This window comes from Saccharopolyspora antiqui, assembly GCF_052246905.1.
In the GTDB taxonomy this organism is placed as follows: Bacteria; Actinomycetota; Actinomycetes; order Mycobacteriales; family Pseudonocardiaceae; genus Saccharopolyspora.
Map to the genome: position 1 here is coordinate 120,651 of NZ_JBQQBO010000008.1, position 24,357 is coordinate 145,007.

23 protein-coding genes and 1 pseudogene are annotated in these 24,357 nt (G+C 66.9%); 17 read left to right on the forward strand and 7 right to left on the reverse strand.

The window, feature by feature from the left end; translation table 11 throughout:
- Positions 1-86 precede the first annotated feature (86 nt).
- The 4 genes from miaA to ACTWQN_RS15495 all read left to right on the forward strand — a co-directional run bounded on the left by miaA (position 87) and on the right by ACTWQN_RS15495 (position 4,560).
- Positions 87-1,001 (forward strand): tRNA (adenosine(37)-N6)-dimethylallyltransferase MiaA, encoded by a 915-nt coding sequence (gene miaA, locus ACTWQN_RS15480; protein WP_443204164.1) that lies wholly within the window; start codon positions 87-89, stop codon positions 999-1,001.
- A 9-nt stretch (positions 1,002-1,010) separates the two neighbouring features.
- Positions 1,011-1,853 (forward strand): diaminopimelate epimerase, encoded by an 843-nt coding sequence (gene dapF / locus ACTWQN_RS15485; RefSeq protein WP_443204165.1) that lies wholly within the window; start codon positions 1,011-1,013, stop codon positions 1,851-1,853.
- Between the two features lie 284 nt (positions 1,854-2,137).
- Complete coding sequence (gene hflX, locus ACTWQN_RS15490; RefSeq protein ID WP_443204315.1) at positions 2,138-3,505, forward strand: GTPase HflX; 1,368 nt, start codon at positions 2,138-2,140, stop codon at positions 3,503-3,505.
- A gap of 47 nt (positions 3,506-3,552) precedes the next feature.
- A complete protein-coding gene (locus ACTWQN_RS15495) occupies positions 3,553-4,560 on the forward strand; it encodes an NHL repeat-containing protein (RefSeq protein ID WP_443204316.1) in 1,008 nt (335 codons plus the stop codon).
- Between the two features lie 103 nt (positions 4,561-4,663).
- Here the strand turns inward: ACTWQN_RS15495 and lexA are convergent, their stop codons facing one another.
- A complete protein-coding gene (gene lexA / locus ACTWQN_RS15500) occupies positions 4,664-5,386 on the reverse strand; it encodes a transcriptional repressor LexA (RefSeq protein WP_443204166.1) in 723 nt (240 codons plus the stop codon).
- 213 nt (positions 5,387-5,599) lie between these two features.
- On the opposite strand from lexA, the gene ACTWQN_RS15505 reads away from it, so the two are divergent.
- The 4 genes from ACTWQN_RS15505 to ACTWQN_RS15520 all read left to right on the forward strand — a co-directional run bounded on the left by ACTWQN_RS15505 (position 5,600) and on the right by ACTWQN_RS15520 (position 10,247).
- Positions 5,600-6,061 (forward strand): LysM peptidoglycan-binding domain-containing protein, encoded by a 462-nt coding sequence (locus ACTWQN_RS15505; protein ID WP_443204167.1) that lies wholly within the window; start codon positions 5,600-5,602, stop codon positions 6,059-6,061.
- Positions 6,062-6,329: 268 nt separating this feature from the next.
- The gene (gene nrdR, locus ACTWQN_RS15510; RefSeq protein ID WP_443204168.1) at positions 6,330-6,824 is read left to right on the forward strand and encodes a transcriptional regulator NrdR; all 495 of its coding nucleotides are present in this window, start codon (positions 6,330-6,332) and stop codon (positions 6,822-6,824) included.
- 163 nt (positions 6,825-6,987) lie between these two features.
- Entirely contained in the window at positions 6,988-9,807 is a 2,820-nt protein-coding gene (locus ACTWQN_RS15515) for a vitamin B12-dependent ribonucleotide reductase (RefSeq protein WP_443204169.1), read from the forward strand.
- 161 nt (positions 9,808-9,968) lie between these two features.
- On the forward strand, positions 9,969-10,247 hold the full coding sequence (locus ACTWQN_RS15520) for a hypothetical protein (protein ID WP_443204170.1): 279 nt from the start codon (positions 9,969-9,971) through the stop codon (positions 10,245-10,247).
- A gap of 93 nt (positions 10,248-10,340) precedes the next feature.
- Here ACTWQN_RS15520 and ACTWQN_RS15525 read toward each other — a convergent pair whose 3' ends face one another.
- Entirely contained in the window at positions 10,341-12,326 is a 1,986-nt protein-coding gene (locus tag ACTWQN_RS15525; RefSeq protein ID WP_443204171.1) for a Shedu anti-phage system protein SduA domain-containing protein, read from the reverse strand.
- Between ACTWQN_RS15525 and ACTWQN_RS15530 the strand changes: the two genes are divergently transcribed.
- Both ACTWQN_RS15530 and ACTWQN_RS15535 read left to right on the forward strand, forming a co-directional pair.
- Entirely contained in the window at positions 12,310-12,483 is a 174-nt protein-coding gene (locus ACTWQN_RS15530; RefSeq protein ID WP_443204172.1) for a hypothetical protein, read from the forward strand. The two genes, ACTWQN_RS15525 and ACTWQN_RS15530, sit on opposite strands and share 17 nt — an antisense overlap.
- 105 nt (positions 12,484-12,588) lie before the next feature.
- Positions 12,589-12,777, forward strand: coding sequence for a transposase (locus tag ACTWQN_RS15535; RefSeq protein WP_443204173.1), 189 nt, complete (start codon positions 12,589-12,591; stop codon positions 12,775-12,777).
- 196 nt (positions 12,778-12,973) lie between these two features.
- Here ACTWQN_RS15535 and ACTWQN_RS15540 read toward each other — a convergent pair whose 3' ends face one another.
- A complete protein-coding gene (locus tag ACTWQN_RS15540; protein ID WP_443204174.1) occupies positions 12,974-13,546 on the reverse strand; it encodes an HNH endonuclease signature motif containing protein in 573 nt (190 codons plus the stop codon).
- A 270-nt stretch (positions 13,547-13,816) separates the two neighbouring features.
- Between ACTWQN_RS15540 and ACTWQN_RS15545 the strand changes: the two genes are divergently transcribed.
- The gene (locus ACTWQN_RS15545; protein WP_443204175.1) at positions 13,817-14,818 is read left to right on the forward strand and encodes a hypothetical protein; all 1,002 of its coding nucleotides are present in this window, start codon (positions 13,817-13,819) and stop codon (positions 14,816-14,818) included.
- A gap of 434 nt (positions 14,819-15,252) precedes the next feature.
- On the opposite strand, the gene ACTWQN_RS15550 is transcribed toward ACTWQN_RS15545, so the two are convergent.
- Together ACTWQN_RS15550 and ACTWQN_RS15555 are read right to left on the reverse strand one after the other, a co-directional pair.
- Positions 15,253-15,894 carry a TetR/AcrR family transcriptional regulator gene (locus ACTWQN_RS15550; RefSeq protein WP_443204176.1) on the reverse strand — a complete coding sequence of 214 codons (642 nt, stop codon included), beginning with the start codon at positions 15,892-15,894 and terminating at the stop codon, positions 15,253-15,255.
- Positions 15,895-16,099: 205 nt separating this feature from the next.
- Positions 16,100-16,867 carry a saccharopine dehydrogenase family protein gene (locus ACTWQN_RS15555; protein WP_443204177.1) on the reverse strand — a complete coding sequence of 256 codons (768 nt, stop codon included), beginning with the start codon at positions 16,865-16,867 and terminating at the stop codon, positions 16,100-16,102.
- Positions 16,868-16,873: 6 nt separating this feature from the next.
- Between ACTWQN_RS15555 and ACTWQN_RS15560 the strand changes: the two are divergent.
- Positions 16,874-17,609 (forward strand): annotated as a pseudogene (locus ACTWQN_RS15560) (helix-turn-helix transcriptional regulator).
- A 27-nt stretch (positions 17,610-17,636) separates the two neighbouring features.
- Here the strand turns inward: ACTWQN_RS15560 and ACTWQN_RS15565 are convergent.
- On the reverse strand, positions 17,637-18,569 hold the full coding sequence (locus tag ACTWQN_RS15565; protein ID WP_443204178.1) for an NAD-dependent epimerase/dehydratase family protein: 933 nt from the start codon (positions 18,567-18,569) through the stop codon (positions 17,637-17,639).
- A gap of 157 nt (positions 18,570-18,726) precedes the next feature.
- Here ACTWQN_RS15565 and ACTWQN_RS15570 point away from each other — a divergent pair, with 157 nt between their 5' ends.
- The 5 genes from ACTWQN_RS15570 to ACTWQN_RS15590 all read left to right on the forward strand — a co-directional run bounded on the left by ACTWQN_RS15570 (position 18,727) and on the right by ACTWQN_RS15590 (position 23,955).
- Positions 18,727-19,485: a nucleotidyltransferase domain-containing protein gene (locus ACTWQN_RS15570; protein ID WP_443204179.1), complete on the forward strand. Its 759-nt coding sequence runs from the start codon at positions 18,727-18,729 to the stop codon at positions 19,483-19,485.
- Positions 19,486-19,526: 41 nt separating this feature from the next.
- Positions 19,527-20,123 carry a TetR/AcrR family transcriptional regulator gene (locus tag ACTWQN_RS15575; RefSeq protein ID WP_443204180.1) on the forward strand — a complete coding sequence of 199 codons (597 nt, stop codon included), beginning with the start codon at positions 19,527-19,529 and terminating at the stop codon, positions 20,121-20,123.
- Positions 20,124-20,199: 76 nt separating this feature from the next.
- Entirely contained in the window at positions 20,200-21,399 is a 1,200-nt protein-coding gene (locus tag ACTWQN_RS15580) for an MFS transporter (RefSeq protein WP_443204181.1), read from the forward strand.
- A 550-nt stretch (positions 21,400-21,949) separates the two neighbouring features.
- Positions 21,950-22,978 carry a methyltransferase gene (locus tag ACTWQN_RS15585; protein ID WP_443204182.1) on the forward strand — a complete coding sequence of 343 codons (1,029 nt, stop codon included), beginning with the start codon at positions 21,950-21,952 and terminating at the stop codon, positions 22,976-22,978.
- Between the two features lie 218 nt (positions 22,979-23,196).
- Entirely contained in the window at positions 23,197-23,955 is a 759-nt protein-coding gene (locus ACTWQN_RS15590) for an SDR family oxidoreductase (RefSeq protein ID WP_443204183.1), read from the forward strand.
- Between the two features lie 20 nt (positions 23,956-23,975).
- Here ACTWQN_RS15590 and ACTWQN_RS15595 read toward each other — a convergent pair whose 3' ends face one another.
- Positions 23,976-24,278 carry a hypothetical protein gene (locus ACTWQN_RS15595; RefSeq protein ID WP_443204184.1) on the reverse strand — a complete coding sequence of 101 codons (303 nt, stop codon included), beginning with the start codon at positions 24,276-24,278 and terminating at the stop codon, positions 23,976-23,978.
- Positions 24,279-24,357: the final 79 nt, after the last annotated feature.

Below are 24,357 nucleotides of genomic sequence, written 5' to 3' on the forward strand. Positions count from 1 at the left end.
TGCCCTTCACCTCGCCCTGTCGAGTGAACTCGGAGCGGTCGCGCTGGTTCGGAAGCAAGATCAAGAGCAGGCACTAGGGTCGAAGGGTGTCGTCGTCCCTTTCGCACCTGGTGGCGATCGTCGGTCCCACCGCCACCGGCAAGTCGGACCTCGCCGTCGAGCTCGCCGCCGAGTTCGACGGCGAAGTGATCAACGCCGACGCCATGCAGCTGTACCGCGGGATGGACATCGGCACGGCGAAGCTCTCCCCAGCGCAGTGCCGCGGCATCCCGCACCACCTGCTCGACGTCTTGGACGTCACCGAAACCGCCTCCGTCGCGGCCTACCAGCGGCAGGCGCGCTGCGCCGTCGAAGATGTGCTCGCCCGCGGCCGAACCCCGGTGCTGGTCGGCGGCTCCGGGCTCTACGTGCAGGCGGTCGTCGACGACCTGTCGTTCCCCGGCACCGATCCGCAGGTGCGGCACAAGTACGAGCAGGAACTGGTTCGAATCGGCCCGGCCGAACTGCACCGGCGGCTGGCGGACCTCGACCCCGCGGCTGCCGAAGCGATCCTGATCAGCAACGGGCGCCGCATCGTGCGGGCGCTGGAGGTCATCGAAATCACCGGTCGGCCGTTCTCGGCGAACCTGCCCGAACCCGGACCACCTCGCTACGACGCGGTGCTGATCGGCCTCGACCGCCCCGTCGAGGACCTCGACGACCGCGTCGACCGACGGGTTACCCGCATGTTCGACACCGGCCTGGTCGACGAGGTCCGGCGGCTGGAGAAGGAAGGGCTCCGGCACGGCCGCACCGCCAGCCGCGCACTGGGCTACCAACAGGTGCTCGCCGAGTTCGACGGCGCGGGCGACATGGCCGCCGCTGCGGCCGAGACCGCGAAGCTCACCCGCCGCTTCGTCCGGCGGCAACGCTCCTGGTTCCGCCGGGACGCGCGCATCCACTGGTTCGACGCCGCCGATCCGGACCTGGTGTCCGACGTTCGGACGTTGCTGACTACGTAGACTGGCCTCGTGGATTCCTCCCAGGGCCCCGAGTTCGTCAAGGGCCACGGCACCCAGAACGACTTCGTCATCCTGCCCGACCCGGAAGGTGCGCTGACGCTCACCGACGAACGCGTGCGGGCGCTGTGCGATTGGCATCGCGGGCTGGGTGCGGACGGTGTGCTGCGGGTGATCCGTACGGGTGCGCTGGAGGATGCCCCGGCCGACGTGCCAGCGGACCTGTGGTTCATGGACTACCGCAACGGCGACGGTTCGATCGCCGAGATGTGCGGCAACGGTGTGCGGGTGTTCGCCCGCTACCTCGTCGACGCGGGGCTGGCCGCACCAGGCGAGCTGCTGGTCGGAACGCGTGCGGGCGTTCGGGCGGTCCGGATCCACGACGACGGTCGGGTCACGGTCGACATGGGTGCGGCCAAGATCTTCGGCGAGTCGACCACCAGCGCCTCCGGCCAGACCTTCGCCGGGGTCGCCGTCGACGTCGGCAACCCGCACCTGGCCTGCGTGGGCACGGTCGAGCTCGGTGAGCTCGACCTGACGACCGCGCCACCGCACGACCACCACCTGTTCCCGAACGGCGTGAACATCGAATTCGTCCGGCCGCTCGGAGACGACCACGTGCAGATGCGCGTCCACGAGCGCGGCGTCGGCGAAACCCGCTCCTGCGGCACCGGCACGGTCGCCGCCACCGTGGCCGCACTGCGTGCGTCCGGTGCCGATACCGGCCGCCGAGTGGTGCACGTCCCGGGCGGCGTCGTCGAGGTCGAGATCACCGCGACGAGTTCCACGCTGACCGGCCCGGCCGTGCTCGTCGCCCGCGGACACCTCGACCCGACCTGGTGGCAGCAGCCCTAGCGGTACGGGCGCCGATGTTCAAGCGGCTGGTGGCGTTCGGTCTGTCCGCCCTTGCCGCCGCGAAGGCGCCGCTGGCCCCCGAGTTCAGGCGGGTCACCGCTGACGCGCACCGCACCAGCGCAAACGGGTCATGGCAGGCGCGAGGCGTGAAATTGGGTCGCGGCCCGTGGGACAATGACACTGATATGAAAAATTCTTTGACCTGGTCCGCCGAGCTCGACCGCGATGCGGTCGATGCCGACGAATTCGAACCCATCCTCACTGCGGAACCGTCCACGGGCGAGATGGAACTCGCAGACCGCGCGTCGCTGCGGCGGATCGCCGGGCTGTCCACCGAGCTCGCGGACATCACCGAGGTCGAATACCGCCAGCTCCGCCTGGAACGCGTCGTGCTGGTCGGGGTCTGGACCGACGGCGACGCCGCGCACGCCGATGCCTCGCTGGCCGAGCTGGCGCGGCTGGCAGAAACGGCTGGCTCGCAGGTGCTGGAAGGCATCATCCAACGCCGCGACCGCCCCGACCCCGGTACCTACGTGGGCTCCGGCAAGGTCCGCGAACTGCGCGACATCGTCGTGGCCACCGGCGCGGACACCGTCATCTGCGATGGCGAGCTCTCGCCTGGCCAGCTGCGGCAGTTGGAGGAGAAGCTCAAGGTCAAGGTGGTTGACCGGACCGCCCTGATCTTGGACATCTTCGCCCAGCACGCCCGGTCGAAGGAGGGCAAGGCGCAAGTCGAGCTCGCGCAGCTGCAGTACTTCCTGCCGCGCCTGCGTGGTTGGGGTGAGGCGATGTCCCGGCAGGCCGGTGGCCGAGCCGGAGCCAACGGCGGCGTCGGTACCCGTGGTCCCGGTGAGACCAAGCTGGAGACCGATCGACGGCGCATCCACAAGAGAATCAGCAAGCTCCGCAAGGACCTCGTCGCGATGCGCACGGTGCGCGGCACCAAGCGCGGTCGGCGGGAGGCCAATGCGGTGGCCGGGGTGGCCATCGCGGGCTACACCAACGCGGGCAAGTCCAGCCTGCTCAACGCGCTGACCGGCGCGGGGGTGCTGGTGGAGGACGCCCTGTTCGCCACCCTGGACCCGACCACCCGGCGGGCGAGCACCCCGGACGGCCGGACCCACACGCTCACCGACACGGTCGGCTTCGTCCGTCACCTGCCGCACCAACTGGTCGAGGCGTTCCGCTCGACGTTGGAGGAGGTCACCGGCGCCGATCTGCTGGTGCACGTGGTGGACGGCTCCGATCCCGCGCCGCACGAACAGGTCGCCGCGGTGCGCGAGGTGCTTTCCGAGATCGCCGCGGACCACAAGACGGCGATGCCTCCGGAACTGCTGGTCGTCAACAAGATCGACGCGGTGGGCCCGACTCGGATGGCGGAACTGCGTCAGCTGTTGCCCGGCGCGGTGTTCGTGTCCGCGCACAGCGGCAAGGGCATCGAGGCGCTGCGCGAGGCGATCGCCGAGCGGTTGCCGCGACCAGACGTCTTCGTCGACGCGCTGGTGCCCTACACCAGGGGTGAACTGGTCGCGCGGGTGCACGCCGAAGGCGAAGTGGTCGACGAGGAGCACACCCCGGACGGCACCCGGCTCCGCGCCAAGGTCCGATCCGATCTGGCCAGCGCGCTGCAGCCGTTCGCGGGAACTGGGTGAGCTCCGCCGGTGCGGGCGGCGTGACGGCAGTCGCGCTGCTGCTGTCGATGGTGTCGGGAACGGTCTCGGCAGCACCGAGGGCCGCTGCCGAGCAGTTGCCCGCGCCGGTCGAGCAGTGCCGCGTCGACGACGATCGACTCGCCGAGCTGTCCGGGCTCGCATCGGACGGATCAGCCTGGTACGCGGTCGGCGATGGCGGCAGTTCGCTGCGGGTGCTCGTCCTCGATCCGGCCGACTGCTCGGTCCGCGCGGTGCGCACGGCGTCGATCAACCCGTACGACATCGAGGACCTCGCGCTGGGGCGTGACGGATCGCTGTGGCTGGCCGACACCGGGGACAACGGTCGCCGCCGCGACGACATCGCCCTGCACGTCATGCCGCCGGGCGGCGGGGCGACGCTGTACCGCCTCGCCTACCCGGACGGCCCGCACGATGCCGAAGCATTGCTGCTCGACCGGGCCGGTGTTCCTCACATCATCACGAAGGAGCCGATCGGTTCGGCGGGCGTTTACCGCCCCACTGGAGCACTCGCGGCCGACCGCACCGTGCCGTTGGAAAAGGTCGGCTCGATTTCGCTGCGCTCCACCCAAACTCCGGGCGGTCCGATGAGCGGCACGGTCGGTTCAGTCCTGGCGACCGGGGGATCGGTCAGTCAGGACGGCACGCTCGCCGCAATCCGCACCTACACCGAGGCGTACCTGTACAGCGCTCCCGATGGCGATCTGGTCGCAGCGCTCCAGCGTGAACCGCTGCGCATTCCGCTGCCCAACGAGCAGCAGGGCGAGGCCATCGCATGGGAACCGGACGGCACCCTGCTATCCGGTTCCGAAGGCAACCAACCGATCCGCCGGATTCCCGGGGCCGCGGCAGCGGCAATGGCCGATACGCCGACTGGAGGCGGTGGATCGGCTTCGCCACCGGGTGGTGAGACCGACCAAGCGCAACCGCCGACCCAGCAGTCCGGCATGTCCACCGGCCAAGCGCTGCTGCTCGCGGCCGCGCTGGCCGGTGTCCTCGTCTTCCTCGCCGGTCGACTGCGCCGCCGAATCCGTTAGAGCCTGCCTTCGACCCGTTCTGCGCCCCGGGTAGCGGTACCGCGGACGCCGTCTCGCTGCGGATTCCCGACTCAGGTGTATCCCGTCGGGGCTGTCCCGACTGTCAGAGGCGTCGCAGCACGGCGACCACCTTGCCCAAGATCGCGGCATCGTCACCGAGGATGGGCTCGTACGCCGGGTTGTGCGGCAGCAGCCACACGTGCTCGTCGGTTCGCTTGAACGTCTTCACCGTGGCTTCGCCGTCGATCATGGCCGCCACGACATCGCCGTTCTCCGCGTCGGGCTGCTGGCGCACCGCCACCCAGTCACCATCGGTGATGGCGAGATCGATCATCGAGTCGCCGACCACCTTCAGCAGGAAGAGCGTGCCGTCGCCGACGATCTCCTTCGGCAGCGGGAAGACGTCCTCGATCGATTCCTCGGCCAGGATCGGGCCACCGGCTGCGATGCGACCGACCACCGGCACGTACGCCGGTTTGGTCTGCCCGGCCGGTTCCGCCCCTTCCTGCTCGCCGCCGACCAGCACCCCGACGGTGCGTGGTCGATGCGGGTCCCGCCGCAGGTAGCCCTTCCGTTCCAACACGCGGAGCTGGTACGCCACCGACGAGGTCGAGGTGAGCCCGACGGCATCACCGATCTCGCGAACGCTGGGCGGATAGCCATGTTCGCGCATCCACTTGCGAATGGCCTCCAGCACTCTGAGCTGGCGGTCGCTGAGTTCTTCGGCCCCACTGGCCGGTTCGGGCAGGGTGTGCACGTCGGCCTGGGTGTCGTCCTTGACGTCCGTTACGCGGCCCTTGATCGAGCCGGTCGCATTATCCGCCACCGCTGCCTCCTGTCCGTCCGAACTGCGGTGCTGGTCGCGGGGGACTTCGGTCCGCCCGGTTTCCACAGTAGACGGGAGAAACGTAGAGATCAAACACCTGTTCGAGTTAATTTTCAGCCACGGGTCTCGCCTTGTGGGGTACCCGTAGTACACAATCGCACGCAGGTTCGATCGAACATCCATTCGATCATGAATTTCGGTGCGGGAGGCATCATGACCACGTTCATCGATGCGGCGAGACGGGCACGTCCGGCCGAGCGGGAGGTCGCCGCGCGGCGACGGGTGGGCGATCCGGTCGCGATGCCCCGGCCGCGCGAGGGTGCGCGACGCGCGCCCGGCCGCGTCATCGCACGCGGGTCGGGTGTGCGGGCGGGAGAGGTCGCCGCATGCGGCCGGGCGCGCCGGAGCGGCGAGTGGCTTTGGCTGACCTCGGTGGCGATCTTCACTTTCCTCATTGTCATGCTGGTGGGGCTGTTCGGACTCGGCGACGCGCCGCTGCCGGGCGATACGGCTGTGGTGGAAGTGCACGCGGGGGACACGCTTTGGGAGATCGCGGGCCGCGTGGCGCCGGAGCACGATCCGCGCGCCGTGGTCGCGCGGATCGTCGAGCTCAACGGGTTGGACGAGCCCGCGGTGGAGGCCGGCCGGTTACTGCAGGTGCCGATCGGCGACTGATCGGGGGACTCGCGATCGGTGGTTCGGTGGCGACCTGGGGGTTCCTGCCGCTGCGGGGAAGTCGGTGTCATCCGGTCGTGCCGCGCCGGTGTGTCGAGTTTGCGTAGCGGTGCGGTGCGGATTAGAGTCGACCACAACATCTAGTAGTTACGCCCGTGTATTTAGTCCACAGGTTGGGCTTTAGATGTTCGAGTACCCGTGGAGGGTGAGTCGGTCGCTGGCTGCCTACGGCCGGTCACGACCAAACTGGGGAAGGGGGTGAGAGCCGGTGCGGTGCCCGTTCTGCCGCGGCGAGGACTCCCGGGTCGTCGATTCGCGGGAGGTCGAGGAAGGCCAGGCGATCCGGCGCAGGCGATCGTGCTCGACGTGCGGTCGGCGGTTCACGACCATCGAGGAACTCGTGCTTTCGGTGGTCAAGCGCTCCGGCGTCACCGAACCCTTCAGTCGCGAGAAGGTGGTTCGCGGCGTGCGTCGCGCCTGCCAGGGGCGGCCGGTCGAGGAAGACGCGCTGCAGCAGCTCGCGCACCAGGTGGAGGAGACCGTCCGGTCGCTCGGCGTGTCCGAGCTGCCAAGCCACGAAGTGGGGCTGGCGATCCTCGGCCCGCTGCGGGAGCTGGACGAGGTCGCCTACCTCCGTTTCGCGAGCGTATACCGGGCGTACTCCTCGGTGGAGGACTTCGAGAAGGAGATCGCCGACCTCCGCGCGGCCCGCCGCGCCGCGCAGGACGGTGCCGAGCAGAGCGCGGAGAGCAGCCGTGAGTAAGCCGCGTCGGCGCACGCCCCGCCACGGGGCCGGAAACACAAAACGTCAGCCGACGTCCCGGGGTGGGGCGCCGCTGAGGACAGAGTCACGACCGAACCGGACGGGGAGCCCGGACGGGGCCGACGAAGCACGACGAGCGAGTGACAAGGAAGAGGGTCAGGTCATGACAGAGACCGTCGGTAGCCCGGCCGGCGCATCGGGGGAGTCGGACACAGGTGCCCGTGAGGGCATCCGGGTGCAACGCGTCTACACCACGGAGGGGGTGCACCCCTACGACGAGGTCAAGTGGGAGCGCCGCGATGTGGTGATGACCAACTGGCGGGACGGTTCGGTCAATTTCGAACAGCGTGGGGTGGAGTTTCCCGACTTCTGGTCGCTGAACGCCGTCAACATCGTCACCAGCAAGTACTTCCGTGGCGCGGTGGGCACCGAAGCCCGCGAGAACAGCCTTCGCCGACTCATCGATCGAGTGGTGTCGACCTACGTTGCCGCGGGTGTCGAGCACGGTTACTTCAGCACCGATGCCGACGCCGAGATTTTCGAGCACGAGCTGACCTGGATGCTGCTGCACCAGGTGTTCAGCTTCAACTCCCCGGTGTGGTTCAACGTCGGTACCAGCTCCAGGCAGCAGGTGTCGGCGTGCTTCATCCTGTCCGTCGACGACACGATGGAGTCGATCCTCGACTGGTACAAGGAAGAGGGCCTGATCTTCAAAGGCGGTTCCGGGGCCGGGTTGAACCTGTCCCGCATCCGTTCCTCGCGGGAGCTGCTGTCCTCCGGTGGCACCGCCTCCGGTCCGGTGTCGTTCATGCGCGGCGCGGACGCGTCGGCGGGCACCATCAAGTCCGGTGGGGCGACCCGTCGCGCGGCGAAGATGGTGGTCCTGGACGTCGACCACCCGGATGTCGAGGAGTTCATCGAGACCAAGGCGCGTGAGGAGCACAAGATCCGGGCGCTGCGCGACGCCGGTTTCGACATGGATCTCGGTGGCGCCGACAGCAATTCGGTGCAGTACCAGAACGCCAACAACTCGGTGCGGGTCTCCGACGAGTTCATGCGCGCGGTGGAGAGCGACGGCCGGTTCGGGCTGCGTGCCCGGATGACCGGCGAGGTCCTGGAGACCGTGCAGGCCCGGGAACTGTTCCGCAAGATGGCCAAGGCGGCCTGGGAGTGCGCGGATCCGGGCATCCAGTACGACGACACGATCAACGACTGGCACACCTCGCCGGAGACGGGCCGCATCACCGCGTCCAACCCGTGTTCCGAGTACATGCACCTGGACAACTCCAGCTGCAACCTGGCCTCGCTGAACCTGCTGAAGTTCCTGCGCGATGACCTGACCTTCGACGCCGAGCTGTTCGAGAGGGCCGTCGAGTTCATCATCACGGCGATGGACATCTCGATCTGCTTCGCGGACTTCCCGACCGAGGCGATCGGTGACACCACCAGGAAGTTCCGGCAGCTGGGCATCGGCTACGCCAACCTGGGCGCGCTGCTGATGGCGACCGGCCACGCCTACGACTCCGACGGTGGCCGGGCGTTGGCGGCTGCGGTCACCTCGCTGATGACCGGCACCGCCTACAAGCGGTCGGCGGAGCTGGCCGGGGTGGTCGGCCCGTACGACGGCTACGCCCGCAACGCCGAGGCCCACCAGCGGGTGATGCGCAAGCACGCGGCGGCCAACGACCTGGTCCGCACCTACCACCGCAACGACGCCGCCGTGCACAAGCTGGCGACGAAGGTGTGGCAGGAAGGTCTGGAGATCGGTGCCCGCAACGGCTGGCGCAACGCCCAGGCGTCGGTGCTGGCCCCGACCGGGACCATCGGTCTGATGATGGACTGCGACACCACCGGGATCGAGCCGGATCTGGCGCTGGTCAAGTTCAAGAAGCTGGTCGGCGGCGGCTCCATGCAGATCGTCAACCAGACGGTGCCGCGGGCACTGCAGGCACTGGGCTACCAGGAAGAGCAGATCGAAGCCGTCGTCGAGTACATCGCCGAGCACGGCCACGTGATCGATGCTCCTGGGCTGCGCCCGGAGCACTACGAGGTCTTCGACTGCGCGATGGGCGAGCGTTCGATCGCGCCGATGGGCCACGTGCGGATGATGGCCGCGGTGCAGCCGTTCATCTCCGGGGCCATCTCCAAGACGGTGAACATGCCTGAGGGGGCGACCGTCGAGGAGGTCGAGCAGCTCTACTTCGAGGGCTGGAAGCTGGGCCTGAAGGCGCTGGCGATCTACCGCGACAACTGCAAGGTCGGCCAGCCGCTGTCGGTGGGCAAGGGCGACAAGGGGGAGCAGGACAAGGCGGTCGAGAAGCAGATCGAGTACCGCCCGGTCCGCAAGCGGTTGCCGAAGAAGCGCCCGAGCCAGACGGTGTCGTTCACGGTTGGCGGTGCCGAGGGCTACCTGCACGCGGGCTCGTACCCGGACGACGGGCTGGGCGAGATCTTCGTCAAGCTGGGCAAGCAGGGTTCGACGCTGGCTGGTGTCATGGACGCCTTCTCGATGTCGATCTCGGTGGGCCTGCAGTACGGCATCCCGCTGGAGTTCTACGTCTCGAAGTTCCAGAACCTGCGCTTCGAACCTGCCGGGATGACCGACGACCCGGACATCCGGATGGCCAGCAGCGTGCTGGACTACCTGTTCCGTCGACTGGCGCTGGACTACCTGCCGTACGAAAAGCGGGCCCAGCTGGGTGTTTTCACGGTCGACGAGCGGGAAGCACAGGTCAACGGCACGGAGGTGACGCCGAGCCAGGTCAGCGAGGTCGACCTGGACACGCTGCGCTCCACAGTGGACTACACGAAGTCCGCGGACAAGGACGAGGAGCGACGGGCGGGTAGCTCCACCGAATTGCTGGAGCTGCGACTCGGCAAGGCCGCGGACGCACCGCTGTGCATGACCTGCGGCACCAAGATGCGCCCATCGGGTTCCTGCTACCTGTGCGAGGGATGCGGCTCCACCTCGGGCTGCAGCTGAGATTGGGATTTATCGCATCTAACGCAACATTGGGCACCTGACGCAGAGGCGTGAAGGTGCTGGTGAAGGGGGAGTCGGCCGTCCAGGTTGGCTCCCCCTTCGGGTGCGTTGGCCTGCGAAGCCTGGACTGGGTTCAACGATGTTGTATTTGATGCAACGTCGTGGAGCGGCGAGTTGATCTGCCTGGAGCGGCACATCTGGTGCTCGCTGACGGGGTTGTCCCTTTCGATCCGCCGTCGGCGGTGTTCGAGGCAATGCTGGAGGGCTGGGCGCGGCAGCAGCGGGTCTGGTTTCTCAAGCCAGAGACAGTTAAGCGTCGGCTGGAACTCGTACGTCGGTTGGCCGATTTCTCGAACCTGTACCCGTGGCAGACGTATGACACCAAGTTCTCGTCTGGCTTAACCATGAAGAACAGCACGGGTTTGGAGCGATCCGCGTAGAAAATGTCGCACCAGGAGGCTGCGCGGGCCGTCCAGCGATCGGCTCGGACCCCGGGGTACCGCACGGTACGAATAAGTGCATTCCACCAGCACTCAGAATCCTGACGGGGTGTCTGCTGCTGGGGCAGAGACTCCGTCAGGCTTTCCCACCAGGTCGAGAACGCGTTCCGCACGGTCGAGCAGCTGCTGGTAGGTGATGACCTCGACCCGGCTGAGATGGCTGTTGAAGATGCGCAACGTCTCGTGGATCTCCACGGCAGTCAGATCTTGCTGGAAATCGGGATACCCAACGACGACTGTCGCGCTCGCCCGGCGGGTATCGATACCGAACTCGTTCAGCAAGTTGGCGCGCTGTTCGTCCAGCAGGGTCAGATAGTTCATCGTCTGGCCAACCGCCTCGTGCACCACGGCTGCAACGATGAGGCCGTTGCGATGGCGTCGCACGACCGGGACATCGGCCCGCTTCAGCTCCACGACGTGTAGCACACCATCCGGCTGGAGCAGCGGGATGTCGAGCTCGATCGTGTCCACCAAGCGGCGTCGCACCGCCTCCCCGACGAACTCGCCGCCGAACATCCACCACGCGTTGCTCAGCGCAGTCTGGATGTCCCCCTCCAGACTGCCGGGTTTCTGCACGGCCTGACGTACGGTGGCCAACTGGTCTCGCCGGACGTGCAGCTGGATCGCGGACAGCAGTTCGGCCGCGTCTCCCTGTTCCAGTAGGCGAACTACTGCGGAGGGAAGATCTTTGACGGAGATGGTGGGCTCGTCTGGCTCGTCATCGACCTCGAACTGCCACCCCTTGCGCAGTCGTCGATCCCTCCACACCGCGCTGGCCGCGTAGTTGCACTGTGCGCGTGTGAGCCCGTTGTCGCGAATGCCGGAGCCGAAGCCGTGGAAGTAATCGTTGATGTTGCTCGTGTCGACCGGAGGCCGCCGAGGCGGATCCGACACGACGGTCTCCACATGTTTCGCTAGCTCTGGAAACCCGTGCCATGTGAAGAGGTTTTTGAGGAACAGTGCGGGCCTGTTGTCGTCGTAGACGTGCGGATGCTCGTGGTCCACTTCCAGCCCGATCAGGCCGACGATGCGCTCCTGCAGGAACAACCGGAAGATCGCCGGTATGCGTCCCGCGAGCCAGGTGAACATGGTCGTTCTGATTCGGGCACAGGGAAACAAGCGGTGGATCGCGTACGTCGGCAATGGGAGCTGACCTTCGTGGAAGAGAGCAAAGGTCTCACCGTGGTGCGCCGTGCAGATTCCGTCGAGGAGTCCGATCCAAAGCTGTGTCGTTTTCTTCCACGCTTCGTGGACTTGATCTGGGAGAGTCGTCCACCCCTCGTCGGATTGATCTGGGAGATCTGGCAGCATCTCTTCGATCGCTCGGCGTGCCCATCCCGCTTGCTCGGCTGATACTTTCGCCGCTGCCGAGCCGGGGTGTTCGCCCTCCTTGACCAGATCGAGGAACTTGGGGAGTACGTGTCGACCTGCCAGGTCCCTCACGTCCCATTCTGAGAGCCGGTCTATTGGATTGAACTCTCGTGCAGCGACGTCTTTGAACCTGGCGTACTTGCAACGTTTGACGTCCTGCATTGATCGCTTGTTGGTGCGCAGCCACGCGGCCGCGACCATCACCGGGAGCCGGTCGGTGAGCTCGTCGGAGAGCTTTTCGAGGAACGATTCTCTGCGCTCGCGGCACTGCCTCCACACCTTGGCGAGCGGTGCCTTGACCACATTCGGGTGTTTCTGTCGAACGGTGGCGAGGTCGAACGCGGTCAGGTCGATCTTGCCCTGTTCCAGACGTTGGATGAGGGAGTCGGTGCGAGCGTCGAACTCGACCAGCGCTTGGCCCGCAGCGAAATGGTCCGCCAGCGGGCCTGGTGGGACGCAATGCACCTGCCCCGGTGACACCAGGCCTGCGATGGAACCCTTGCGGGGCTGAGCTTGAACGACCTCGCGCGCTTGCTGCTTCAGACCGGGGCAGTCGCCGTCTCCGTGCCAGAGTCGGCCGGACTTGGTGCACCACAGCGTCAGCTCAGCACCTGCCAGTGGTCCCAGCGGGATGTTCGCGTTCGTCAACGTCACTGCTACCTCACAAGACAGATCGCAGCTGATGCGCATTGTTCTGCATGCACGTGCGTGTCTGGACCTCGCATACGACTCGCTCGGCGGGCTCTCCGTCGGCGACGCACTGGGCGCCCAGTTCTTCATCGTCGGCCGTTCATTATCCGGCTGAACGGCCCCGGCTTTGGTGGAGTTCCCAGCGTGCCCCCTGGGTTCTCTCCGGAGACAGATTCTTGGGTTCTTGTGCCACTCGATCTTGAAAGGGTGGCATGGGCACATGGGTACCCGCCGGAGTTCCGGCCGTAAGGTACTGGACCTGATAGAGGCAGGCCGCAAGATCGCCGACGTGGCCAGGGACCTGGGGATCAGTGACCAGACGATCTACACGTGGCGACGGCAGCGCCGCCGCAGCAGCCTTAGCATGCTGACGCCGATGGGGTTAGAGAAGACGGCCGTCGTGTCATGAGATCCAGAAACGCGACTCCGCGAAACCCAGGGCAGACCGGGCCGGAACACGGCTCACCTCGCACTCGCCGCTGGCCTGCTGGCGTCCGTCCTCGTCGGCCTCACTGGCACAACTGTTGGCAACGCTATCCAGTGAACGGCATGGGCGAAGCGAAACCGGACCGACTACTGTGGTGTTCCGTTTTCGGGAGTCACGCTCAACGAGTCTCCATGATCCCTTGACGTGCTCGCGTCGCCGGTGTGTCTGAGAGCGTGATGCCGTGGCGGCGGGCCAGTTTCTTCTCGATCTCTGCGATAACGCAGGCAATGGTTGACGGGTTGAGGCGACCTTCGCCGAAGTGGATGATGGTTCTCGCAAACTCGTCCTCCATCAGATCACGGTAGTCGTCTGCCAGAGCGCGGCCCTTGATCCCGGCTTCCAGGAAGCATTCAAGTGGCTTTCTGCCGAACATGATCTCGAATTCTTCCCAGCCACGGATCGTCCAGTAGGTGTCGTAGAGCGGGACGCACGTTGCTCGCAACCATCTCCACATGTACTGGGGATCTTGGTGGTTCGGTGCTTCGCGATGGCACCGACCGCACAACAACACGAGGTTGTCCGCCGAAGCGCTTCCGCCGAGTGACGTGGGGACTATATGGCACTTCTCCAGTTGGGATCTGTATCCACAGCGCCAACACCGTTCGTGGGCTTCGCTCCACTCGAATGCCATGCCACACTCATCCTCAACTTTTGCCCAGTAGTCGACGATCTCTTCACGGCTGGCGCCCATGTGTGTCCTCCGGGTTTTCGCCCGTCAAGTCGGCCGCGACCGCGCTTGCGTTACGCATGGGTGCCAGCTGGCACCTGGACTCGTGCGGTTCGGTAGCACGCGTCGAAAATCAGCCCTGCCAAACACGTGTCACAGCGCGACGCTTTCCCGCAGTCAACCGGTGGTTCATCTGGTCCACCTGCTTGGATGAGCTCCATGCCTCGATCGTTGTCCGCACCCGCGCGCCGATGTTGGGCGACCGCTCGACTGATCGTGGTTGCTTTGTCAGGCATGGCTCTGGGTGCGGTCGCGTTGACCGGTTGCACCGGGTCGGTCGAGCCGCCGACGTTACCGCCCGCCGGAGTGTACGAACACGATGCGGCGGGGGAGAGCTCGTGGGCCGAACCGATCCCACCCGGCGGTACGGCCGAGTTGATCACAACGCCATTGGTCGACGCCGGTTGGTTCTGCGCGCAGGTCCGGGCCAATGCGGAGGGTCGTGCCCTGTGGTGCCGGGTCGGTCACCGGGACGTGACGAACGGGGTTGCTCCGCAGGTGGCGCAGTTCGTGCTCGACCACGACGACCAGCTGGCCTGGGTGTGGTTCCCACGCACTTCGATGGGCACCGGGAGCGACGATCTGATCACCGCCGCTGCGGTGCCAGCGCTAGCCGCGATCTGGCCTGACGCCGGTGACCGGGTACTGCGGGAGAGCGACGATTTCGAGAATGATCGCAGACAGCGGGCGGGGCGAAGTGACCCCGAGATCCTGCGGACGGCGTGGCGGGACCGACATGCCGACTACATCCTTTCCGCCGTCGACGGGCTGGTCGTCACCGCCCGGGACACCTCGGTGCGCCGCTGGCCGTTCGGTGCCGAGCACTACGCGATGCCGATGAGCTCCGCCGTCGACGATCTCCGGGCTGGCGGATACGACTGCGCCTATCCACCGCAGCAGGCCTGCAACCGCGTCGAGTCGAACGGGTACTTTGAGGTTTCGCTCCGTGGTGACCAGATCGTCTCGGCCAGGTTCGGCATCGGCAGTTGGATCGAGTCGGGCAGGCAACGGCATCCGCTCAGCGAGGAGTTTCCGCGTGGGCTCACATTCCTGACGGAGGAGGTTCGCCGCCCGGTCACCGAGCGCATCGAGGATTGCCGTCTTTCTGGTACCAGTTTCGCTGGAATCGTGGCCGGGACGGTCGTGATCGTCGACGCGCGCCGGGGCCTCGTCGATGGTGACGATCACGTGTCGTCCCTCGACATCCAGATCGGTGTACCGCTGGCCGGGACCTAGCCCACCAACATCAAGATCACGAATCGGCGTGCTGACCTGCGTGCACGTAGCGAATCGTTGGTTTTTCGGCGCCTGCTACCGGGACGCCGGAGGGCAGTACCGCTCAAATAACGGCACTCCAACAGCAGAGCGGTGATTCGCGGTATAGCCCCGAATCCGGGGCTGGTCTTCGGATCAGCACCCGAATCCACATCCGACCGGCCGAACCCGGATGTTGATCGGAAATTCCATGGCGTCAGCGTTGGCGTGGGCAACACACTGGCTTGGTGACCACCGAAAGGTCAGGTCGGGAGTCGAAACCGTTCGGCTCGCCCACCTGCGTTGGCTGGGGAGTTCGATTCGATGGCCAGCGAATGCGTCTTGGTGAGCTTGCCGGTGTCTTCGAGGCCAGTGCGAAGCGCAAGTCGTAGGACAGCGAACGTCGGTCCGCTGAATCAACGCGTTCGTCCGGATGGTGCCTCGGCTGGTCGAGGAGGTTCGTTCGCATGCGGCTCAACGCGATCGGCAGCGGAACTCAACGCGCCCCGCAGTGCGCCGAGGCACACGTCTCGGAGCTTGGCGCGGGAGAACGTTTCATGCGCCAGCCATGCCACGCTGATCGCGCGTACGAACACCAGCCAAGCGTGCAGTGCTGCCGATGCGACGTCGCGGTGCAGACCGTCGAGCTCCAACGACTTGAGCAGGCGCTGCCGGAGTTGCCCCAGCTCGTCGGAGATGATCGCTTGGATCATCGGGTCGCCGGACAGCACCCGGTTCGCGGACAACACGGTCTGCCGGTTCGCGACGAAGTAGTCGATGTGGGCGTCCAGGCCAGCCGATACCTGTTCGATCATCGACCCGGCGGGATCGATCTTCGCCACCGCCAGCAGATCGTCAGCCGCGCGCCGGTAGATCGCGGCGAACAAGTCGCGCTTGGTCGAGAAATAGCGGTACAGGTTGGCGCGTGACACCCCGGCCCGTTCGGCGACCTCCTCCATCAGCACCTCGTCGTAGGGCCGCGTCGCGAACAACTGCGCACCGACGTCGAGGAGTTCGGCGCGACGCTGATCAGGCGTCAACCGCCTTCGTGGTCCCATGTCCGAAACACTAGTTGACGAATGTCTCGCAGCAGACGTACTTTCTCGCTACCTTCGTCGAACACCACCGCCGCGCCAGTCGAATCCTGTGGCCGATGCTCGTGCCCGTCCAGCACGCGACCCTCCGTTACCTGCTTTCCCGCGCAGCGCGGGCGCATTCCGTCCAAGCTCGCAGTTCGTGACCAGCCTGGAAGGTATTTCGCGGTCAGCGCGACTCGACGGACCAGGTCACTCCGAACGGCGCCAGGAAGTCGAGGAAGTTCGCCGGATCGAATGCCTGGGCTGGGGCCAGCACTCCCGGTTTCGCCCCGTCCACGACAAGGCGGCGCGCTCCTTCGACCGCGATCACCGCGGTCGTTCCGTAGCCGTCAACGCCCTTGGCAACGCCTGCCGCGCGTTGCGCGTCGTCGCCGACGACCTCGACCGCCATCAGCCACCGCGCAGCGCGGCGGGCGTCCTCGGCAGGCCCTTCGGGCATCGCTTCCACCAGCTCCGGGGTGATGCTGTTGAACGCCGCTGCGACCTCGTCGCGGAGCACGCTGGTCACCCGCCGAACTTCAACATGCCTGGGAATGGTGACAACTCCGGGCAGCGCGAACTCGATCGTCGGGACTGCCTCGGACAGGCCCGGTACCGCGATGGACGAGCGGCTTGCCGCACTGGTTCGCACCCATTCGCCGTCTCGGTACACGAGGTGGTCTTCTTGGCGCACCGAGAGCATGGAGCGCGCCGTGCCGCGCGTGGCTCCGGAGGGCTTGCGCAGGTCGGCGATGGTCAGCTCGTCGATCTGCGCAACGCGCTCGGCCGCGAGGTGCGCGATGAGGTCGCCGGGTCCGCCATCATCGGCCAGACCCGGGATCACGGTCACCCCGGCGTGTTCGGCAGCCGTCGAGAAGCTGTCGAAAACCTGCTTGAGATAGCCCTGCTCGCCAGCTGTGTCGACGTAGTGGGTGCGCGGTGTTGCCGATACCATGGCCGGGTGGACGTGCTCAGCGACGCGATCTTGACGATGCGGGGCGGCAAGCCGCATTCGTCGCGTACTCCCAAAACCGCGCCTTGGGGAATGCGTTTCGGCTCCTTCGCGGGAGCGGGGTTCCACGTGGTGTTGCAGGGTTCGAGCTACCACGGTCCTGTTGTGCGGCGCGTATTTGCTGGATCAAGCGAGGATGCATCCGCTGCTGACGGAGCTTCCCGAGTTCGTCCACGTTCCGGCCGAGGTCGGTGGAAATCCGTCGCTGCGCGCGGCGGTGGACCTGCTCGGCGCTGAGCTCGGCGATCCTCGTCCTGGCGCGGACGCGATCGTGCCCGCGCTGCTCGACACGCTGCTGCTCTACATCCTGCGGGCCTGGCTGGATCAGCAAGCCGGGCACGCGCACACGGGTTGGGCCGCTGCGCTGGGAGATCCCGCGACAGCCGCGGCATTGCGGGCCATGCACCAGGAGCCCGCGCGGAAGTGGACGGTGGCGGAGTTGGCCGCGCAGGCCGGGCTGTCCAGAGCAGCCTTCGCTCGACGCTTCGCCACCTTGGTCGGGCAAGCGCCGCTGGCATATCTGACGTGGTGGCGAATGACCACTGCGGCACGCCTGTTGCGGGAATCCGACACACCGCTGGGCTCGATTGCCGTGCGGGTCGGCTATGCCTCGGAATTCGCCTTCGCCAAGGCCTTCAAGCGCGAGTTCGGCGTGGCGCCTGGCCGTTACCGGCGACCTGAATAGACCACCGGGTCTTGGCATGATCGTCGGTCAGCGCAGCGCGGTGGCTGCGGATGGCAGCCCCTCGCGGTAGGTCGGGTACGTCGGCGCCCACCCCAGTTCGCGCTTGGCCTTGTTGTTGTCCAGGCGGATGTGCGTGCGGACCAGCAGCGCGTGCAGGTAGGGCGTGGCGTGCAGCAGCCAAGCGGGGATCCGCCGCGGGGTCGGTGCGCCTGCGGCGGCGGCCAAGACGTCGAGGTAGCGGTCCATTGCGACGGGTTGGTCGTCGACGATGTTGTAGGCCTGACCGGCTCGACCGCGGTCGAGCGCGGCGACGGTGGCCGAGGCCGCGTCGGTGATGTGGACGAGGTGCAGGGTGGCCGCTGGACGCGGCACGGGCAGTCGCCGTCGTCGCGCCAGGTTCATCATCGTGAAGGTGGACCGCTCGGGTCCGTAGAACAGCCCGTAGCGCAGGGCGACGGCGTGGATGCCTGCCGCGCCGAGGACCTGGTCCTCATTGGACCGCAGCGATCGCAGGTGGCGGCCGAAGGGGCCGTGGCCGAGTTGGCCGAATGGCTGGTCTTCGGTGAGGTGGGCCGGGCCGTGGTCCCGCCAGCCGTAGCCGAGGAAGAACGACTGGGTGAGGAAACGGCGGGCGCCCAGGTTGGTCGCCGCACGCAGCAGGTTGCGGGTGCCTTGCTCGCGCAGCGCGTCGGTGGCGAACAGATGGCGGTGGAACATCGGCGTGCGGGTGAGCGCGGTGGCCTGGTGGATCACCGCGTCCGCGCTGTGTCCGTCGAGGGCGGTCAGCAGTGCGTCGGCGTCCATCATGTCGGCGATCACGGGTTGGACCCCGGCGGCCCGCAGCCGCTCAGCGCTGCTGGCGCTGCGGGTGAGTCCGATCATCGAATGTCCGGCGGCGTGCAGTTGGGGTAGCAGTGCGGAGCTGATCGTCGCGGTGGCCCCGGCGAGCAGGATCTTCATCGCATGCCTCCGTGGTGGTTGTCGATCGGGCGGCGCGGCCCATCCACGTACCAGACGAAGTCCGTTGGGAGGACGTGACAGTCATTGCCCGGCCGTGGCCCGCCGGGCCCCAATAGCAATACCGGTATTGTTATTGGAGATCGAAGATCGGAGTGCGATGTTCACGGCGGATCGACGTCAGAGGGTGCGGGCGAAGCTGCTCGCGCGAGCTCGCGAGGACGAGCGGATCGCCGGTGCGGCGATCACCGGTTCCGCAGCGCGCGGCACCGAGGACCGCTGGTCGGACATCGATCTCTTCTTCGGCGTGGCCGAAGGCAATGCGGTCGCGGACGTGCTGGGGGATTGGGGCGCGTTCGTCTACCGGGACCTCGGCGCGGTGCACCACTTCGATCTCCAGGCGGGTTTGGTGACCTATCGGGCCTTCCTGCTTCCAGGCCTGCTGGAGATCGATCTCGGCTTCGCCCCTGCTGCCGATTTCCGGCCGCTCGGCGACGGTGAATTCCAGGTCGTCTTCGGCGAGGCCGTGCGGCGGCAACCCGGATCCGCCAATGCGGCCCACTTGATCGGGCTGGCCTGGCACCACCTGCTGCACGCCCGGACTTCTATCGAACGCGGCGCCGCATGGCAGGCGGAGTACTGGATCAGCGGCGTTCGCGACCATGTCTTGGCCCTCGCTTGCCTTCGGCTGGGTCTACCTGCGGCGCATGCCAAGGGCGCGGACGAGTTGCCGCCCGACGTCACGGCAGCAGTGCGCGATGCGTTGGTCGGTGGCCTCTACGTCGGCGAACTCGACCGCGCCCTGCGTGCGGCCACCGTTGCGTTTCTGGGTGAGCTGCGCGAAACCGACGCCGAGCTCGCCGTGGTCTTGGCACAACCGCTGCGCGAGCTGGCGGCCATTGCCCAACGCGTCGAGTAAATATTGGACAGATCGTTCCAAAAACTGTTAGGGTTGTCGCCATGGCGCGACCGAGGTTGTTCGACGAGGACCGAGCGCTGGAAGCGGCGATGCGCACCTTCTGGGCGAACGGCTACGAGGCGACCTCGACCCAGGATCTGTGCGCGGCGACCGGTCTCGGTCGCAGCAGCATCTACAACACCTTCAGCAACAAGCACGACCTGTTCATGCGGGCGCTGACCCGCTACATCAACACCACCACGGCCACCCAGCTCGCCATCCTGGAGGACTCGGCGTTGCCAGCGCTGGAGCGGATCCGTGCGTTGCTGGCCACGATCATCGACGCCGAACTGGAGAACCGTCGCGGTGGACGCAGTTTCGGTTGCCTGACGGTCAACTCCACCGTGGAGCTCGCCGGGCGTGATCCGGAGGCTGCCAAGGTGCTGGACCGCGACAACGAGCGCCGATTGGCCAGCATGCGAGCGGTGATCGAGGCGGGGCAGCGTGACGGTGACATCACTTCCACCCGCGACGCGGACTCGCTCGCCCGCTTCGTCAACGCGGTGATCGGTGGGATGCGGGTTTCCGGGCAGGCAGGCGCCGATCGTGCCGTCCTGGAGTCGATTGCCGTGCCAGCTCTGGACGCGCTGACCTCCTGAAACAAGCCGTACTCGGCGCTGGTGCCGAGTTGTGCCCAAATTTTGAACTGATCAATTCAAAACCGGGAGTACGTCAATGCCACGCGCCGTGTACATCCTCGCCTTGGGGATTTTCGCCATGGTGACCAGCGAATTCGTCGTCGCGGGACTGATGCCGCAGATGGCCGACGGGCTGGCCGCCAGCATCCCGCAGATCGGCTACCTCATCACCGCTTTCGCCGCGGCGATGGCGCTGGGCGGGCCCTTCCTGACCGTCGCGCTGCTGAAAGTGCGTCCGAAGCCAGCCCTGTTGTCGCTGTTCGCGATCTTCCTGGCGGGCAACTTGCTGGCGGCCACCGCGTCCGGGTACGGCGTCATGCTGGTAGCCCGGATCATCACCGGGGTGGCCTCGCAAGCCTTCTTCGGCATCGCGCTGTCCTTGTGCGCCCAGCTGACGCGTCCGGAGGTGCGCGGCCGAGCCATCGCGGTGGCGATGAACGGGCTGATGCTGGGCACCCTGCTGGGGATGCCACTGTCCACATTGGTCGGCGAGCGGTTGGGTTGGCGGGCCGCCTTCTGGGCCATCGCCGCACTCGCGGTGGTCGCCGCGCTGTGCACCAGCGTCGGTGTGCCGCGACTGGAAAGCGCTGGCGACGGCGGCGACTTCCGGCAGGAGTTGGGTGCCTTCCGCAAGCCCAAGCTGTGGTTGGTGCTGACCACCAGCACGCTCATCATCGGAGCGACGTTCGCCGCGTTCAGCTACTTCAACCCGATCCTCACCGAGGTCAGCGGGTTCAGCTCCGACGTCGTCCCGCTACTGCTCGTCGCCTACGGCGCCGCCACCGTCATCGGCAACACCGTCGTCGGACGTCTCGCCGACCGATACACCGTCCCCGTCCTACTCGTCGGCCTGGTCCTCAACCTCGGTTTCCTGGTCGGGTTCGGGCTGCTCGCCCACCTCAGCATCCCGGCGGTGATCTTCATGCTCGGCATCGGCCTGGTCGGCGTCACCATGAACCCGGCGATGATCACCCGCGTGCAGCGCACCGGCAACGCGCGGCCGCTGGTCAACACGGTGCACTCCTCCTTCATCACGTTCGGCGTCCTCATCGGATCCTCGATCGGCGGACTGGCCATCAGCAGCTTCGGCCTACGGGCCCCGCTCTGGTTGGGTGCTGCGCTGGCCGCGATCGGGATCTTCACGCTGCTGCCCGATCTCATCCGTCGCCGGACCGCCAGCGCAACGCAACCGGTCCCGACTGGGCCGAGCCTGGCCAGCCACGCGGACAACAGGTAGCGCGACAGGGGAGTCGGTCGCACTGGCCGACTCCCCGCGCAAACGACCTGCTGCCGAATTCGTACCGCGTGCCGCTCCGGCGTACAGCGGGGTCAGAACCTCGGCACTTCCTAGATCAATTCAAATTTTGCCGAAATACTAATAGGCCGGGGGTCTGTTTCGTGATCGCGCCGAAATGTGTGCAGCGCTAGACTGTTCGACGTGGTGACACCCGTTCATGCTCTCGTGGTCGTTTAGGGCCGAACTCCGGCCCCTACCGGCGGATTGACGCTGCCCGCAACTGATTTCGCAGGTTGCCAGGAGCATTCGCGTCGACTCGGCAGAGCTGCCGATTCCCCGCCGCAAGCAGAGGGGCCGAGACCGACCAATTCGCACCCCGCGCAGGTCGCCGCACCTGCGTTCGGCCACATCACCAGGAGCGGGTTTCATGATTCCTCCAGATATCGACGCTGCCGACACGCGGCAAATCGTGTCGCAGCAAGGCGCTTTTCGCTGGCTTTCGGCGAATGGCTCCCCACCACCGGTGCGTGTCGTCGACGTGGACGATGGAATGTCGGCGAACGAGGCGTACCGGTTGGTGTCACGCGGAACCGGTTTGCTCTGGCGCGGAGACTTCCACAACGCGCGCCAACTCGTCAGCGCGCTGTCGCGCCGCCTCCCGCGGCCCGGACGTCAGGCCGATTCGCCAACCGCGCAGGCCTTCCGGCTGCATCGGCGGGAGCAGTCACGCCGAGCGCGGATGCTGGCGCTGGTTCTGGTTCCGCTCGACCCCGGTCATGTGGTGCCGCTGCGGCGCGCACCTGACGTTCGGACGGCTTGCCACGACGTGTACGGCCCGACAGACACCCGGTGCGCGGTTTCGCTGCGCGAGCTGCTCGGCGTGATCGGCGCAGATCAGTGGCGTCAGAGAGGCATTCCGATCCCAGTTTTGGGTGCGCGCATCCACCCGCACTACGGCGTTTTCGCACCTACTCGAAGCGAATACGTGGACCTGGTCGCGGAATGTCCGCTGCCCCCAACACAACTGGCTTTTGACGTCGGCACTGGGACTGGCGTGCTCGCCGCGGTTCTCGCCCGGCGTGGCATCGAACGCGTGGTGGCGACGGACAGTTCGGCGCGGGCGATCCGGTGTGCCGAGGAGAACGTCCGACGCCTCGGGCTGGCCGGGCGAATCGAGGCTGTGCAGGCGGATCTCTTCCCCGCTGGCCGTGCGCGGCTGATCGTCTGCAATCCGCCGTGGCTCCCGGCGAAACCCCACTCCCTGCTGGACCACGCCGTCTACGACCCCGGAAGCCGGATGCTGCTGGACTTCCTCGCTGGTCTGGCGGCACATCTGCAACCAGGTGGTGAAGCATGGCTGGTCCTGTCGGATCTCGCTGAACGTCTCGGACTGCGCACCCGAGCGCAACTGATCGCAGCGATCCGCACGGCCGGACTCGGCGTCGCCGCGAGGTTGGACGCGCGGCCCAGCCATCCCAGAGCCGCCGATCCGAGCGACCCGTTCCACGCGGCACGCGCCGCCGAGATCACGTCCCTGTGGCGACTCGTGGTGGTTGGGAATGGCGTGGACCGGACGTAGCCCCGGGGACAGCTGGAGGAGCCGGTGGGGCGTGCGCGGATCATCGGCAGCGCCTTGTTCTTCGTCGCCGCACCGGGATCGGTTCGGAGCCGACTACGAGCAGTACCGGCGTGCGGTCCTGGTTTGGGTGCGGCGGCTGCGGCCGTGGCACCCGTCGGACAGGTGGTTGTCACACTGGGGTGACCTGTCTCGTCGTACCTGCGGAAAGGGGTGGGCGGGTGTCGAAGTCGATCTTGGTCACGGGTGGCACGGGCACGCTGGGGCGTGTCGTGGTGCGTCGGTTGCTCGATGCGGGTCATGACGTGCGGATCCTGAGCCGTCGCCCGCCGCCCGCCCAGGCACCGCTTGGGTGGGCGACGGGCGACCTGCGGACCGGGGCGGGAATCGATGCCGCAACGTCCGAAGTGGATGTCGTGGTGCATTGCGCAACCACGCTCGGGCGCAAGGACGTGGTGGTGACGCGACGCTTGGTCGAGGCTGCACGCCGCAACGGTGATCCGCACATGATCTTCAGCTCGATCGTGGGCATCGATCGGGTGCCGTTGCCCTACTACCGCGCGAAGCTCGAAGCGGAACGGCTCGTGGCGAACTCCGGACTGCCGTGGACGATCCAGCGGATCACGCAGTTCCACGACCTGCTCGCCAGGATTACCTCGGTGCAGCGCTTCTCGCCAGTGATCGGGACGGTTTCCGGGGTGAGGTTCCAGCCCATCGATGTACGGGACGTCGCAGAGCGGTTGGCCGAACTCGCTGGTGGGGCACCGGCTGGCCGGGTCCCGGACATCGGCGGGCCGGAGATCCGCAGCCATCGCGACCTGGCGCGGGCTTACCTGAACTCGACGGGGCGACGCCGACTGGTGCTGTCGATCCGGCTGCCGGGAGCTGCGTTCGCTGGTTATCGCCGCGGCGACAACCTGGTCCCGAACCGGGCGGTTGGCCGCATCACGTTCGACGAGTTCCTGGCCGAGCAGAGGTGAAGGTGCAGCTTGTTCTTCTGTCAGCCGCGGCGGCGCTTGGTCAGCAGGTGAGCGGCGGCAGCGGTCGCACCGGTGACGGCGAACACCGATGGCCAGGCGCCGATCTTCTTGGCCAGCGGGTGCGAACCGGCCAGCGCGCCGGCGTAGGTGGCACCGAGAGCGAGGGCCGGGAGCACGCCAGTCCGGCGGCGGCAAACCTCCATCGCACCCAGTCCCGCGCCGGCCGCCACCACTCCACCCCAGTGCCGGTGCCTGGTCGCACGGGCGACCGCGAAGCCACCGATCAAACCGGCCGAGGTCAGCAGGCTGGAGGGAATGGTCATGCTCGCTCCTAGCGGGTCGGTGCCTAATCCGCTTCGACTCTACTGCGTCGCCCGAAGCGTGTTCTGGCGCGAACCTGCC

Excerpts from the sequence above, each read along its gene's own strand:
- ACTWQN_RS15540 (WP_443204174.1), bottom strand. The coding sequence starts at position 13,546 with ATGGGCGCCAGCCGTGAAGAGATCGTCGACTACTGGGCAAAAGTTGAG.
- ACTWQN_RS15515 (WP_443204169.1), top strand. The coding sequence starts at position 6,988 with ATGACAGAGACCGTCGGTAGCCCGGCCGGCGCATCGGGGGAGTCGGAC.
- ACTWQN_RS15535 (WP_443204173.1), top strand. The coding sequence starts at position 12,589 with ATGGGTACCCGCCGGAGTTCCGGCCGTAAGGTACTGGACCTGATAGAG.
- hflX (WP_443204315.1), top strand. The coding sequence starts at position 2,138 with ATGGAACTCGCAGACCGCGCGTCGCTGCGGCGGATCGCCGGGCTGTCC.
- ACTWQN_RS15555 (WP_443204177.1), bottom strand. The coding sequence starts at position 16,867 with ATGGTATCGGCAACACCGCGCACCCACTACGTCGACACAGCTGGCGAG.
- ACTWQN_RS15595 (WP_443204184.1), bottom strand. The coding sequence starts at position 24,278 with ATGACCATTCCCTCCAGCCTGCTGACCTCGGCCGGTTTGATCGGTGGC.
- ACTWQN_RS15570 (WP_443204179.1), top strand. The coding sequence starts at position 18,727 with ATGTTCACGGCGGATCGACGTCAGAGGGTGCGGGCGAAGCTGCTCGCG.
- ACTWQN_RS15495 (WP_443204316.1), top strand. The coding sequence starts at position 3,553 with ATGGTGTCGGGAACGGTCTCGGCAGCACCGAGGGCCGCTGCCGAGCAG.
- ACTWQN_RS15585 (WP_443204182.1), top strand. The coding sequence starts at position 21,950 with ATGTCGGCGAACGAGGCGTACCGGTTGGTGTCACGCGGAACCGGTTTG.
- ACTWQN_RS15565 (WP_443204178.1), bottom strand. The coding sequence starts at position 18,569 with ATGAAGATCCTGCTCGCCGGGGCCACCGCGACGATCAGCTCCGCACTG.
- ACTWQN_RS15580 (WP_443204181.1), top strand. The coding sequence starts at position 20,200 with ATGCCACGCGCCGTGTACATCCTCGCCTTGGGGATTTTCGCCATGGTG.
- ACTWQN_RS15550 (WP_443204176.1), bottom strand. The coding sequence starts at position 15,894 with ATGGGACCACGAAGGCGGTTGACGCCTGATCAGCGTCGCGCCGAACTC.
- ACTWQN_RS15505 (WP_443204167.1), top strand. The coding sequence starts at position 5,600 with ATGACCACGTTCATCGATGCGGCGAGACGGGCACGTCCGGCCGAGCGG.
- ACTWQN_RS15530 (WP_443204172.1), top strand. The coding sequence starts at position 12,310 with ATGTTCGCGTTCGTCAACGTCACTGCTACCTCACAAGACAGATCGCAG.
- ACTWQN_RS15545 (WP_443204175.1), top strand. The coding sequence starts at position 13,817 with ATGGCTCTGGGTGCGGTCGCGTTGACCGGTTGCACCGGGTCGGTCGAG.
- ACTWQN_RS15575 (WP_443204180.1), top strand. The coding sequence starts at position 19,527 with ATGGCGCGACCGAGGTTGTTCGACGAGGACCGAGCGCTGGAAGCGGCG.